This window comes from Moorena producens 3L (genome assembly GCF_000211815.1).
Lineage (GTDB): Bacteria > Cyanobacteriota > Cyanobacteriia > Cyanobacteriales > Coleofasciculaceae > Moorena > Moorena producens.
Map to the genome: position 1 here is coordinate 22,072 of NZ_GL890956.1, position 13,391 is coordinate 35,462.

Here is a 13,391-nt window from a genome sequence, read left to right on the forward strand (position 1 = left end):
TGCCATGTGAAAAGCTTAGCACGTTGCCGTCCTTTCTCAATCTATAGATGCCCGGTGTTCTGAGTCTTCTACAACTATTTCCATAGTGTTAACTAGTCCATCCACAGAATCTGGCTCAAATAAACTCGCTGCATCTCCTACCACTTCAGGCAAGGAAGAGGTTAAGCGGCAGATAACTGGACATTGGCATTCCATTGGCTCTACGGTGGGCAAACCAAATCCCTCATAGCGGCTGGTATAAATTAGGGCTTGGGCGTTACGATATAGGGTTTTGAGTAATAAATTGAGCAGTCAGAGTTTTAGTTTTTCTATGGGATTACATGCTCAAAAGTTCTTGGATTCAATTATCTTTTTCCAGTATTTGCTTTAATAATTGCTTTATTTTTATCCTTACACCCCCCCCGAGTCTCCGGATTATCTTAAAGGGATGAGAGTTGCTTACCTTATCCAGTAGACTTTCTAGGAAACTTGTCGCCCCTGCATATCTAGGAGGAAAACTAACTATTTTTTGATAGTCTAAAGGGTTAAAAAAACGCTCAGGAGTAAAGGGAGGATAAAAGGCATCATTGACTAAATCTTCACGCACATAAAATCCATTGGCAGAATATAATCCACAACCTACTAACACCATCCCCTTACGGCGAGCTAACTTCTCTAAAGCTACAAGAGAAGCTCCATAAGCAGTAGAATTATAATCCCAGCGATAATTAGGATCATAGGGCATGATCCATTCTTGAGGTGGTGGATAGGAATGATTATGCTCTAAACAAACAACTCTAGGTTGTATAACCGAAATAGCCTCATAAACGTAATAGTCATTACTATCAATATCCACTGAAAGAAAATCAATCTCTCCAGTAAGACCAGCACTTTCAATTAAATCATTAATATTTTCGGCGTTAACTGCCGCTTCGATAAATTTTAAGCGACCTTCACCGATGGCATCTTGATAATTGGCTCGAATAGTTTTTGCATAGTCTGGCAAGGATTCTATCCACAATCCTGTCCATCCCTTTTCTAAAAGATAATGACTATTGTTTTCTCGTCCTGTTTCGGCTCCAAACTCCACAAAAACCCTGGATTTTATCCCAATTCTATGAAAGATTTCTTCTATAATGCCGTCTTCATCCGATTGAGAGTGTACCTTAAACCCAAAATGCTCTAACCTTCGTGGATCATCCCCTGCTCGAATCTTTCGGTCTTGTTCAATTTGTTCGATAACTGAATCCTGTTTATTCATGACTGTATTACCTTAAAACCCAACAAAATTTTTGGTCACTACTTATCAGTGATAACGGGTATATATATTAAATCTACCTCACACCAATCCAAATACTACCGTCTTCGGGGTTTGATTAGCAACTGATACTGCTGACAAACTTATAGCTGTGTCCAGGATTCATCACCTAATTGAACGATAACCATCCAAAGTCCGTTGAGCGGTCTTTTGCCACGTGAAAAGCTTAGCACGTTGCCGTCCTTTCTCAATCATAGATGCTCGGTGTTCTGAGTCTTCTACAACTATTTCCATAGCGTTAACTAGTCCATCCACAGAATCTGGCTCAAATAAACTAGCTGCATCTCCTACTACCTCAGGTAAGGAAGAGGTTAAGCAGCAGATAACTGGACATTGGCATTCCATTGCCTCTAGGGGCGGTAAACCAAATCCCTCATAGCGGCTGGTGTAAATTAGGGCTTGGGCATTACGATATAGGGTTTTAAGTAGGGCATCATCACCCCTAAGATAGATGAAATTTTGCCGCATATTATGGTCTTCCATAACCCTTAATTCGGATTCCAAAAAATCACAGGAACCCCCAAAACAGACTAATTTGAAATTATCCCGTAATTTAGGACTAGCAGCAAACGCTTTGAGGACTATTTCAAAATTTTTATATTTTGAACGAGTTCCCACATACAGGAAGTAAGGCTGACTACGGAAATCCTTTGGTAATTCACATTCGTTAGCGTCTTGAATTCGACTTGCCCAATAGGTTACTTGAGTTTTTTTCGGATTAACTCCCAATAATTCTACTAAATCATTTTGGGTATTTTCGGAAGCTACAAAAATTAAATCGGCTTGTTCAACTAGCTGTTGCTTATTTTTAATTAATGGCTGAAACTTAGCTTGTCCTGATAAAAATTTCTCTGGAATCATATCATGGATCGTGATCACAAGTTTCTTAGGTTTAACAATCTCCACTAAGTCAGCATCATAGTAGGTAGGATGATAGATATCATATTGTCTACCAAATCTATGGACAAACCATTGAAAGGATAGTTTATTAATAGTGTCATTAATGGAATTAATCCTCGTAAAGGGCAATTTTGGTATCACCCCATATCCCGTGAGTTGATCGCGATACTCTGAAATATCATATCCATCGCTCTTGATGCCACGATGCCAATGAATTGAGCAGTCAGAGTTTGGCGATAACTCTCGCATTAACTCAATAAAAATTCGGGATATACCACCAAATTTCTGGATGGCAAACATTTGATGGTCGTAGAGAATATCCATGGTGACTTTTAACTTCTTAACAGACTACCTTAGGGGAAGGCAAGAGGCAATAGGCATGCTAGCAATAGGCATGCTAGCAATAGGCATGCTAGCAATAGGGAAAGGCAAGAGTTGCGTAGGGTGTGTTAGGGACGGGCTCGCCTTTATTTTCAGCTCTAACGCCAGGGTTGGCACAGCCCGTCCCGTAACGCACCACCGGGTATATATACTAATCCTTCTGTTGATGCACCCGTAAATCAAGGACAGGTTTTATAATTTCCAAAGTTTTATTGTTGAATAGGTTCAAAAATTATATTGTAAGTATGATGCCCGTCGGGGTATCTCAGCCTTCCTGTTGCTATTTTAGCATTTTGACATTGCCCCTTACCCACTAATTTTGTGCCTGAAACATCATACCAATCTAAATCCCATGTATCGTTTTTATTATAGTTGATTTGAAATCTTACAGGGTTGGGAAACTTATGAGTATATTTACCACTTGTTACTGATATTTGTTCTAGGTTCTTGTTTCCAGGATATGGATGGTCAAGAAGATACACTATACCTGTTACCAATGTATCGTTATCTCTTTCTATTATCTCTAGATTTTCGACTTCTCCAAACTCTAGATGTTTAAGGTCTGTCCGATTATATTTTGCTTCAATTCTTTGATTATTCTTGAATAACGATTTGCAATGCCCTTTTGGACAATTTTGGTTGATGATTGGAATCAAGCATCTAATTTCTGGTGTAACAATAGCGACGACAATACCAACAGCGGAAATAATCAACCCTATTGCAGTAGTTGTTTTTTCCCAATTCCATTGATTTAGCATAATTTTATTGAATGTACCTCATAATTATGGTATATAATATATTTCCAGTTTACTAATGATCATCTCCGAAATCAAATAAAAAAGATAGAGCACAGTAACCTTTTGGGGTGCATCTCCTAAAAGCTGTTTGACCCGGTGGTGCGTTACGGGGCGGGCTGTGCCAACCCTGGCGTTAGAGGCTGAAAATGAGAACCCCCCCTAACGCACCCTACTGGACTGACACAGCTAATTTGGTGCATTAGAATCTGCCATCTCTTCCTCTTCAAACACTGGATAAAGATGTTTAAGTTTGACTCTGGCATCCGGGGTTGAAAAATGCCAAATTACTTGACTGGCTGTTTTGTTTCGCTCTTGTTCCCAAGCTTTTAACTTCTTTTCCAATTTTTCAGGACTAGAAATCCTGCGGGCTAAACATTGTTTGGTTAAAATGCTTAGTTCAATCTCTGCGACATTCAACCAACTGCCATTACGAGGAGTATGATAAATTTCTAGTCGTCTGGCAAGACGATGAGCTTCATCAGCCGGGAAAGCTTCATAAAGAGAAGCAATATTATGAGTATTGAGATTATCGCAGACTAACTTGACTTTAAGAGCATGGGGATAGTCAACATCCAGTAATTGGCGAATTTCTTCCGCCCAGTCTACACGAGACCGTTCGCGTAGCGTGGCCAATAGGCCATGGTCTCGATTGCTAACTCGCCGCCATCCAGCATTAGGGTCAAAAAACATAAACAGGGCTTGTGTCCCTTCACGAGTATAGTGATAATCTTCTTTCTGGTCAAGACGACGGTTGCATTTTAATCGGTTTATAGAGATGATCTAGGAGTTGGACTGATGCTTCATCCATACAAATCAATGGCTGATCTCGACAATGGGATGAACAGTAAAGGTCTAAAATTACTTCCATCTGGGCGACAAATCTGGCCAAATCTCGTTCAGGAATACAGAAACGTTTTACTTTCCAAGGACGTAGCTGGTTTTTTTTAAAGTGCGACGTACCGTTTCACGAGAGATTTCTGTGACTACTCTTCGCTTTTTCAGTTCCGATGTCAGTAGTCTAATCGTCCAATCTGCTCTTCCTTCTGGAGGGTCTGAACAACACATGGCAATGATTTGGGCTTCTGTCGCGCCATCTATTTTTGGTGGAGTTGGTGGTTTCTTTCTTAACTTTCTATTGAGTGCTGGTTCTTCTCCTTGGGTCAGATATCTTTTTCTGATACGCCCTACGGTATTTCGATGTAGATTTAAAGCAAGGGCTATCCCTTCATCTGTCCATTTATCTATCGCTTGTTCTCCTTCGTCACACATCAGAAGAACCCGCTTAGTGCAGGATTTTCTTGGCAGGAGCATAGCCATTGCGACTGATGTTTTCTAGTCTTCGTCTTTGTTCGATTGTCAGCAGCACTTTATCTCTACGACCTCTTCCCATTTTTTTGACCTCAAATAATCATCCTTCTATTCCACTATTTTAGCTGTGCCAGTCCACTACACAAAATTTTCAAATATGAGATGCACCCACCTTTTACCTATTGCCTATTGCCTATTGCCTATTGCCTATTGCCTATTGCCTATTGCCTATTGCCTATTGCCTCTTGCCTTTTGCCTCTTGCCCTTTGGGACTATGTTCACAACCCAGATACAAACGCTATATCAGGTTCTTTGAGTTGATTACTATCTTCCTTTGTTTGTAAATTATGATAGACTTTACTCAATTGATGTTCACGCTCTGATCCAGAAACCATTAGGAATAAATTAGCGCTTGTAGCACTCCCTAACGTTAGTGCTGCTTCTGGAGTTGGTATAGATTTTAGTACTCTTGGGTTAGAATCTACGATCCAGCCCCGGAGGTTTTGATTGTAAAGATTCACCAGAGAGGACATCAATGCTTCACGTCTGTGCTCATTTAGATTCTTTGCACTCACTTCCATCATGATCACTAGATTTGGTGAGCGCTGAATGGTTTCTATGGCACCATTTAATACGGCAAATTCGTATCCTTCTACATCAATTTTGATAGCATCTATTTGGGATAATCCCAACTCCGAAAGTATGGAGTCTAGATTACGGACTGGAATTGATATCTTTTCACGCAAGACAGACCGTTTAGTATCATCCATACCACTAAATGCGGATTCCTGGGTAATATAAAAGTCTGTTTCTCCATCTTGATCACCGACGCATAGGTCATGGCAAGAAACTAACTGTTGTAAGTGGTTAACTTCTACATTTTGTTGTAAAAGCTGGTAGGCATCTGGGTTAGGTTCAAAGGCATGAACACAACCCCTAGAAGTTAATTTGGTAGCTGATGATACGGCGTAGTAACCAAAGTTTGCTCCTACATCTAGCACAATGGAATTGGCATCCAGCAGACCTAAAAAGAGTTGGGCATCAAAGTATTCTTGGTAATGACCATAGTAAAAGTCACAGCCCAGTCGATCCCCAACATCAACGTGGAATGTCAAGCCTGATGGCAAATTCACTGCTTGGATATCCCGAACCCCTACTGGATGGAGTTTCTCTCGAAGCGATCGCAAAAACAAGGTGTAGGGTACCGCCAAGTTGGGAAAATCCATCGCCTGAGGCAGAAAATGATGGAATACCTGAAGATAAATCTCCATCTTATCCAACTGATTTATGGACTCATGGCTAGGTAAATGCTCTTCCTGACTATCCATTAATTCGTCAACTCGTCTAGTTATTGTTTAGCAAAATTATACTTTGGCGTGACAATCTCAGGTGAGGGAACTAAATCACTGACTTGTAACTCAACTGTAGATGCTAAAAATATTCGGCGTCTTTGGTGCTTGGTCTCCGTTTCCCAGAAATCTTCATGGTCTACATAACCCTGATAGTCGTATAGATATGGAAATCCTGAAACTTGGAGCATTTTCAGCAAGCAACTTCGGCTAGGAATCATGGCATGGTAGGTTAAGCCCTGGGTTTCATTTTTGCCTTCTTCAACTATATAGGTAACTGGTTCATTTAAAGGAACATTCATACTTTCAATAAATAACACTTTTTTGGTTAATAACTGCAAATTACGAATGACTTTGAAGGGATTTTCTGTATGATAGAGCAAGCCAAAGCAAAACACTAAGTCTGCTGCCGAAAATTGAGACATTTGTTGGGTAGATTCAACATCAACCTGATAAAACTTAGCTTCAGGTACCCGTTTACTTGCCTCTTCAACAAGTTCTTGTCTCCCCTCTAAACCAATTACATTTACTCCCCAATTCACCAGCTTTTCAGAAAACCAACCGGGACCACATCCCACGTCAAGGCAACTGGTAAAACTTAATCCCTGATGGAGTCTAAGCTGATTGAGAACGTTTTCTGCTACAGCCCAGCGGGCTTGATTAATCGCAATATAGAAAGGTTCATCAAATAACATGGTTATAATTTGGATAAAATTCTTGATAAACAACTTAAATAGCAAACGGAGTAGGGAGTAGGGAGTAGGGAGCAGGGAGTAGGGAGCAGGGAGTAGGGAGTAGGGAGCAGAGGCACCCTCCCCACACCTCCCACACCTCCCACACCTCCCACACTTCCGACACTTCCCTAGATTATGGGTATTCAACCGGATTTGAGATCAGTCCCAGGAGCAACAGTGGAACTTATGGCAGTTTTCCCTGATGCGATCGCGACACATTCCGGTAAACTGAGGGGTGGTTTATCGTATGATCTAGTAGCAATGAAAATCGGGCAAAAAGTAAAAGTGTTTCGTCTAAGAGACCGGGTAGGCAACGACATCGCAAATAAACTGGGAAAAGTAGGCACGATCACAGATTATAAAATGACCGATGGCAGTGGAGTTGGCGCAACGGTGAAATTTGAGGACAACTCCTCTACCTGGTTCTTTGAGGATGAATTGAAAGTCGTAGACTAGATTTTAGTAACCGCGATCGCACCGAGGCAAAAGACTTGCACTATGGCACGGATTCTAACATTTCTGGGTAAAGGCGGCACAGGTCGCACTACTGTGGCAATTGCTGCCGCTAAGCAGCTGTCGAGCCTCGGTCAACGAGTGCTACTGGTAGGACAAGACCCAAGTCCTAGCTTTGGACTGCTACTGGGGCTATCCCCAACGTCTGACCCGGTGGAAATAAGTCCTAACCTCCGGGTAGTACAGCTAATGACTACAGTACTACTGGAACGCAGCTGGGAAGATGTTAAAAAGCTAGAGGAGCAATATTTGCGATCGCCTACCCTAAAAAATGTCTATGGTCAAGAACTGGGCATCTTACCGGGGATGGATCATGCTTTAGCCCTCAACGCCCTTCGGGAGTACTACCAAAGCGGTCAGTATGACGCGATCATCTACGATGGCACCTGCTCTCAAGCTACCCTGAGAATGTTGGGAATGCCAGAAATTATCAGTTGGTATAGTCGTAGATTTCGCCAAGTCATGGCAGATTCTGACCTGGGCAAAGCCCTTTCCCCCTTTATCCAACCAGTCACTAGCGCCATCCTAAATGTGTCATGGACGAGTGACGACTTGGCTGGTGAATCAAGTAATAAGGCCAACAATATGTTGGAGGATGGAAAAAATGCGATCGCAAATCCCAATCGGGTCGCATCCTATCTGGTCACTACCGATGACCCCCTAGCCATGGCCACAGCCAAGTATCTGTGGGGTAGTGCCCAACAAGTGGGTGTTACTGTCGGTGGTGTGCTGGTCAACCAAACCCCGGTAACCCCAGCAATAGAATCGGAATTTGCCCCTCTAGTCGTTAATGCTCTTCCCACTTCCCCACCAGGGGAAGATTGGCAATCCCTGATCGATGCCCTGCCAGATTTTAAACAGGCATCCCAGGCACCCAGACCCATGACTATCGACATTCCTGGTCGCAACGTTCGTTTATTCTTACCAGGTTTTAACAAAAAGCAGGTGAAACTGACCCAATACGGTCCAGAAGTCACCGTTGAAGCCGGGGATCAACGGCATAATATCCTGCTTCCCCCACAACTTAGTGGTCAATCCGTGAAAGGGGCTAAGTTTCAAGATGGCTATTTGATAATTTCATTCTAGGTAGTAGCTATGGCTGAAGAAAATCTAACTGAACAAAGTGCCAAAACCCGTCAGCTACTGGGTATGAAAGGCGCAGCTCCTGGTGAAAGCAACCTATGGAAGATTCGCCTGCAGTTGATGAAGCCAATTACCTGGATACCCCTGATGTGGGGGGTAGTGTGTGGTGCTGCTTCCTCCGGTGGCTATACTTGGACACTCGAAGACCTTCTGATGGCCGCCGCCTGTATGTTGCTTTCTGGTCCGTTGATGGCAGGGTATACCCAAACCTTGAATGATTTCTATGACCGCGAAATCGACGCCATTAATGAACCATACCGTCCTATCCCATCGGGAGCCATCTCTATCCCCCAGGTGATCACCCAGATTGTGGTGCTACTCCTAGCAGGTATCGCTCTTAGCTACGGACTCGATGTTTGGGCTGGTCATGAATTTCCCACACTCACCTGTCTTACCCTAGGTGGTGCCTTTCTAGCCTATATCTATTCTGCCCCACCCCTGAAACTGAAAAAAAATGGTTGGCTGGGAAACTATGCTCTCGGTGCCAGCTATATCGCCCTTCCCTGGTGGGCAGGTCATGGCTTATTTGGTCATCTTAACCTGACTATTATGATTCTGACCCTGTTCTACTCCCTGGCAGGGTTAGGTATTGCAGTAGTTAATGATTTCAAGAGTGTGGAAGGCGATCGCGAATTGGGCTTAAAATCCCTACCGGTCATGTTTGGTGTTACCACAGCAGCTTGGATTTGTGTGGTGATGATTGATCTATTTCAAGCAGGGATTGCTGGTTATTTAATCAGCATTCATCAGAACCTCTACGCTGCTATCCTGATCCTATTAATCATCCCCCAAATCACCTTCCAGGATATGTACTTTCTCCGTGACCCCCTGAAAAATGATGTCAAATACCAGGCTAGTGCGCAACCGTTTTTGGTACTAGGGATGCTAGTTGCTGGTTTGGCTTTGGGTCATAGTGCTATTTAAAATAGAGAACAGGGAATAGGGAACAGGGAATAGGGAATAGGGAATAGGGAAAAAATCCTGTGTACCTAACTAATAGCTATGATAAAGGCTATATATAGGGTTAAACCGGACTCGATCTGAAGGCTTATATGATGTTCAGCTAATCAGTTATGAAAAAACTTAGCTTCCTTCTGGTAGGCAATCTCCCTCCTAATTCCCTGTTCCATGTTCCCTGTTCCCTGTGCCCTATTACCTACTATTTATAAGTGTTCAACCGAGCATGATATTACTACTTACAGTGAATCGATCAATCCGGGTAAGAAGCAATCAAATCAAGGTTTTTTGGAAGCTCTCCACCATGGGGTTTGTCTAATACTTGAATTTTGTAGCCCAAAGATTCTAACAACTGACAACATTGCTGATAGACAGGTCGTCCATGGATAGACAAGAAAATGGTAGGATGAGCACTTTCCAACAGAGATTTGGCACCAAGTAGAACAAACTTCTCATGCCCCTCCACATCAATTTTGATGCAGTCCGGCACAGGAATTTCACCACTGGCGATCAGTTCATCTAAACTGACCATCTTGACTTGAAGTGTTCCTTGAGAAGAAATACCCCCCTGATAACTGCCAGAGGTTTCTCTAAAGGATGCCATACCAGAGCGCTCTGAAACCGCTGCTGCCATAACTGTTGCATTGGTAATGCTGTTGATAGACAGATGTTTTCTTAAGTAACCAAGGTTTTGGGGTAGGGGCTCAAAGGAAAAAACTTTTCCCTTCTCACCGACTAGCACCGAAGTCAATAGTGTAAAGAAACCAGCGTGAGCTCCAATATCAAATACAGTGTTTCCTAATTTCAGAGTTTTCTCAAGCACCCGTTGGTTCTGATACTCATAAGTTCCTAACCAACAGCCGTTTCTGCCAGCACCAACTATCCATTTTTTACCGGCGAGCTTACCTAGCCAGATCGGCATTGTCATCTCAGGAGGAATTAGCTTTAAGGGAAAACGTAAAACCTGACCAAAGATGCTTTTTCCGGAAATCTGTTCCAAATCCATAGTTTGATGACCTGATGAAGCTGAAAACTATTAGAGTTTCTATTGATAGAATTCCCGAAAGTTATGGTCAAGTAACAGCTTTACCTTTAGTGGTCAGCGGTCAGCGCTCAGTGGTCAGCGGTCAGCGGTCAGCGGTCAGTGGTCAGTGGTCAGTGGTCAGTGGTCAGTGGTCAGCGGTCAGTGGTCAGCTTATTTTATTCAAAAGCTGTTCGCGTAGCGTCGGCTCTGCCGAGAGTCCCGCTAAAAGCGATCGCATAAGCGCGGAAGCTGAGGCCTTTGGGCCACGCTTTGCGAACGCTTCATCGCGTGCGCTTAAGCTGAATGCTGAATGCTGAATGCTGAATGCTGACTGCTGAATGCTGAATGCTGAATGCTGAATGCTGACTGCTTACAGTTTAATACTACCAGTGTTGACCACAGGTTGTATATTTTGCTCAGCAGTCAAAACCACTAGCAAATTGTTAATCATTGCTGCTTTTGTTTCCTCGTCTAGCTGAATAATTTGGTTATCGTTCAGCCGCTTGATGGACATTTCCACCATGCTTAAGGCACCTTCGATAATTTCTTGACGAGCTGCTATAATTGCTTGTGCTTGCTGACGCCGTAGCATGACTTGGGCAATTTCTGGAGCGTAGGCTAAATAGGAAATACGACTATCAATCACCTCGACACCTGACACCTCTAAGCGAGCCTGTAATTCTTCCTTAAGAGCTGCTGCAATCTCTTCGGGGCTGCCTCTGAGTGACGCTAGGTTTTCTTGATTAGTATCGTAGGGATAACGACTGGCTAAACCACGGATAGCGGTCTCACTTTGGATGGCCACAAAATCTACATAGGAATTTACGTCAAAGGTGGCTTTGGCTGAGTCTACAACTCGCCAGACAACTACCGCAGCAATCTCAATGGGGTTGCCTTTCGCGTCATTTACCTTCAGCTTATCACTATTGAAATTACGCACTCGTAGAGAAACCAATTGCTTGGAGGCAAAAGGGTTAACCCACCAAAAACCAGAGGTACGGACACTGCCAACGTAGTTACCTAAAAACACTAGCACTCGGGCTTGGTTAGGCTGCACAGTCAAAAAGCCTTTTACGGCAACCAAGGCTACAATCACTAGACCAATACCAAATAAGTTGTTGGTATAGATCAATAAGTCGTTGATATTGGAAAACCCGACTAGACCTTTACCTAACCACACACCAAAACTAGCGATCGCAATAATCCCTACCAGAGCAGCAAAACCATTAACTTTAAAGGTAGGAATTTCCTGAATACGTTCCATTGTTATGTATCGTTCCTGTATTGCTCTGTGTTGTTGTATCTAATTGGCTGATAGGTCTATTTTGCTTGGTTTATCGGGGGTTTGACAGTACCCTTGCGGGTACTAATCACTAATTTGACGGTAAACCTGAATCATTTGTTGTGCGATCGCATTCCAACTATAGTGCTTTAAAGCATACTCCTGAGCCTTGACTCCCCGCAGTTGGCATTCATCTTTATTTTGAAGTGCTTCCCGTAACTGTCTAGTCAAAGCCTGAACCTCACAAGCACTCACCCATCCTGCTTCAGCATCTTTGACGTTTTCCCAAATATGGACCTGGTCAGAAATCACCACTGCTGTCCCAGCCACCATCGCTTCCGCTACCGCAATCCCAAAGTTTTCGTAGTAAGATGGCAGGACAAATACATCCGCATCCTTTAACAATGCTGCTTTCAAATCACCAGTCACGAAACCAGTAATGGTAGTATTTGATGATAGAGTTGAAGCCTTGATCTGGTCTATGATACTATTTTCATAACTTGGGTCTTGAGGATTAGTTCCCGCCAAGACAAAGTGAAACTGCAATCCCTCGTTTAATAGCTTTTCTAGAGCTGGGATAAGTAAATCCAATCCCTTCTTCGGGTCAATACGAGACATAAACAACACTAAGGGCTGGTCATGGGGAATCTTCAATTCAGTACGTGCTTGAGCTAGTTGTTGCTGAAGTTGTTGCTGGATTGGCGGCGTTACTCCTAAGGGAATCACGATATCAGGGGATGCTGTGCCAAAACGTTCCGAAATCTTAGCTTCCTGTTGACTGGTAAAGTGTATACCAGCTGCTCCAGCTAAATTCGGTTTCTCCCACAGTGCGGCATAGATGCGCTTTAGCTGTTGTTTCTTCCGCAAATCCGCTGGGTCAAGGGTACCTAAGGGACGCAATAGGTATGGTAATCCCTGTTTTCGGGCGATGGTAGCCGCTGCTGTACTGACTGGGGAAAACAAGGCATGGATATGGGCAAGGTCAAATTCTGAGGCGTGTTGCCATAGCCAGCGTAATAAGCCCAGGGAAAATTTATAGCGGCGAAAGGGAGAGCAACGGAAGTATCTGATCTGATAACCATCCTGTTCTACTGGTTGATCCAGGGGTACATCCAAAGGGGGTTGACCAGCATCCCCATTAGAGTTAGTAGTTAGTACTGTAATTGCTACCCCTTGAGATGCCAGAGCCTGAGATAGTCCCTTTACCATTTGACTCGGACCACCATATACCAGGGAAATCGACGGGACGATTTGTAAAATTCGCATGGGATATTGATTAATAGCAAGTTGGGTCAAACATAGCACTATTCCTAATCAACCTTAGGAGCAATCACGACCTTACGCCATAATTGAGCAACATGGGCGATTACTCAGGGTGCATCTCAATGCATGCAAAAACACTCTTCGGCAATAGAATGCTCATATTATTTTATGACAATTACCCTTAATAAAAATCTCCACCATCTCCCTATCTCCCTATCTCCCCACACTTCCTTTAGTTATAAATTTACAACAAAAAGATTCACCCGATTAATCCCGTTATTGCACCAATTCATAATACTCTTCCATCTGTGCTAAAGCTGCTTTTGCTTCTTGGGGAAATTTATCAAATTTGGCAGTCTTTTTGAACATAACATGTTCAAATCGGGGAGGATTCCTGTAAGCATTCAGCCGTCAGCTGTCAGCTATCATGCTTATTTTATTCA

15 protein-coding genes and 1 pseudogene are annotated in these 13,391 nt (G+C 43.1%); 5 read left to right on the forward strand and 11 right to left on the reverse strand.

Features of this window, described 5'->3' with window-relative positions:
- Positions 1 to 36: 36 nt before the first annotated feature.
- The 5 genes and pseudogenes from LYNGBM3L_RS37060 to LYNGBM3L_RS38860 form a co-directional block, all read right to left on the reverse strand.
- Positions 37 to 291, reverse strand: a complete 255-nt coding sequence (locus tag LYNGBM3L_RS37060) for a glycosyltransferase (protein WP_081431921.1) — start codon at positions 289 to 291, stop codon at positions 37 to 39.
- A 49-nt stretch (positions 292 to 340) separates the two neighbouring features.
- Positions 341 to 1,240 (reverse strand): hypothetical protein, encoded by a 900-nt coding sequence (locus LYNGBM3L_RS24830; protein WP_008188072.1) that lies wholly within the window; start codon positions 1,238 to 1,240, stop codon positions 341 to 343.
- A gap of 162 nt (positions 1,241 to 1,402) precedes the next feature.
- Positions 1,403 to 2,521 (reverse strand): glycosyltransferase family 4 protein, encoded by a 1,119-nt coding sequence (locus tag LYNGBM3L_RS24835; protein ID WP_008188073.1) that lies wholly within the window; start codon positions 2,519 to 2,521, stop codon positions 1,403 to 1,405.
- Between the two features lie 266 nt (positions 2,522 to 2,787).
- A complete protein-coding gene (locus tag LYNGBM3L_RS24845) occupies positions 2,788 to 3,336 on the reverse strand; it encodes a hypothetical protein (protein ID WP_008188075.1) in 549 nt (182 codons plus the stop codon).
- Between the two features lie 225 nt (positions 3,337 to 3,561).
- Positions 3,562 to 4,765, reverse strand: a pseudogene (locus tag LYNGBM3L_RS38860) (IS630 family transposase).
- 80 nt (positions 4,766 to 4,845) lie between these two features.
- Here LYNGBM3L_RS38860 and LYNGBM3L_RS44275 point away from each other — a divergent pair.
- Positions 4,846 to 5,004, forward strand: coding sequence for a hypothetical protein (locus LYNGBM3L_RS44275; protein ID WP_154659910.1), 159 nt, complete (start codon positions 4,846 to 4,848; stop codon positions 5,002 to 5,004).
- On the opposite strand, the gene LYNGBM3L_RS24860 is transcribed toward LYNGBM3L_RS44275, so the two are convergent.
- The 3 genes from LYNGBM3L_RS24860 to LYNGBM3L_RS48945 are packed head-to-tail and all read right to left on the reverse strand — an operon-like array spanning position 4,962 to position 6,890.
- Positions 4,962 to 6,011 carry an FkbM family methyltransferase gene (locus LYNGBM3L_RS24860; protein WP_008188078.1) on the reverse strand — a complete coding sequence of 350 codons (1,050 nt, stop codon included), beginning with the start codon at positions 6,009 to 6,011 and terminating at the stop codon, positions 4,962 to 4,964. The two genes, LYNGBM3L_RS44275 and LYNGBM3L_RS24860, sit on opposite strands and share 43 nt — an antisense overlap.
- Positions 6,012 to 6,031: 20 nt before the next feature.
- Positions 6,032 to 6,727 (reverse strand): class I SAM-dependent methyltransferase, encoded by a 696-nt coding sequence (locus LYNGBM3L_RS24865; RefSeq protein WP_008188079.1) that lies wholly within the window; start codon positions 6,725 to 6,727, stop codon positions 6,032 to 6,034.
- Positions 6,728 to 6,761: 34 nt separating this feature from the next.
- A complete protein-coding gene (locus tag LYNGBM3L_RS48945) occupies positions 6,762 to 6,890 on the reverse strand; it encodes a hypothetical protein (RefSeq protein WP_267872088.1) in 129 nt (42 codons plus the stop codon).
- A gap of 137 nt (positions 6,891 to 7,027) precedes the next feature.
- Between LYNGBM3L_RS48945 and petP the strand changes: the two genes are divergently transcribed.
- Genes petP through chlG form a run of 3 tightly spaced genes read left to right on the forward strand, consistent with a single transcriptional unit; the run spans position 7,028 to position 9,346 of the window.
- Complete coding sequence (petP, locus tag LYNGBM3L_RS50590; RefSeq protein ID WP_044494701.1) at positions 7,028 to 7,222, forward strand: cytochrome b6f subunit PetP; 195 nt, start codon at positions 7,028 to 7,030, stop codon at positions 7,220 to 7,222.
- Positions 7,223 to 7,264: 42 nt separating this feature from the next.
- On the forward strand, positions 7,265 to 8,365 hold the full coding sequence (locus tag LYNGBM3L_RS24875; RefSeq protein WP_008188081.1) for a Get3/ArsA fold putative tail anchor-mediating ATPase NosAFP: 1,101 nt from the start codon (positions 7,265 to 7,267) through the stop codon (positions 8,363 to 8,365).
- A gap of 9 nt (positions 8,366 to 8,374) precedes the next feature.
- A complete protein-coding gene (gene chlG, locus LYNGBM3L_RS24880; RefSeq protein WP_008188082.1) occupies positions 8,375 to 9,346 on the forward strand; it encodes a chlorophyll synthase ChlG in 972 nt (323 codons plus the stop codon).
- Positions 9,347 to 9,632: 286 nt separating this feature from the next.
- Here the strand turns inward: chlG and LYNGBM3L_RS24885 are convergent, their stop codons facing one another.
- Positions 9,633 to 10,385, reverse strand: a complete 753-nt coding sequence (locus LYNGBM3L_RS24885) for an FkbM family methyltransferase (protein ID WP_008188083.1) — start codon at positions 10,383 to 10,385, stop codon at positions 9,633 to 9,635.
- Between the two features lie 14 nt (positions 10,386 to 10,399).
- Here LYNGBM3L_RS24885 and LYNGBM3L_RS46085 point away from each other — a divergent pair, with 14 nt between their 5' ends.
- Positions 10,400 to 10,720, forward strand: coding sequence for a hypothetical protein (locus LYNGBM3L_RS46085; RefSeq protein WP_008188084.1), 321 nt, complete (start codon positions 10,400 to 10,402; stop codon positions 10,718 to 10,720).
- A gap of 53 nt (positions 10,721 to 10,773) precedes the next feature.
- Here LYNGBM3L_RS46085 and LYNGBM3L_RS24895 read toward each other — a convergent pair whose 3' ends face one another.
- Both LYNGBM3L_RS24895 and hpsP read right to left on the reverse strand, forming a co-directional pair.
- A complete protein-coding gene (locus tag LYNGBM3L_RS24895) occupies positions 10,774 to 11,667 on the reverse strand; it encodes an SPFH domain-containing protein (protein ID WP_008188085.1) in 894 nt (297 codons plus the stop codon).
- Positions 11,668 to 11,769: 102 nt separating this feature from the next.
- A complete protein-coding gene (gene hpsP / locus LYNGBM3L_RS24900; protein ID WP_044494703.1) occupies positions 11,770 to 12,951 on the reverse strand; it encodes a hormogonium polysaccharide biosynthesis glycosyltransferase HpsP in 1,182 nt (393 codons plus the stop codon).
- Between the last annotated feature and the right edge of the window lie 440 nt (positions 12,952 to 13,391).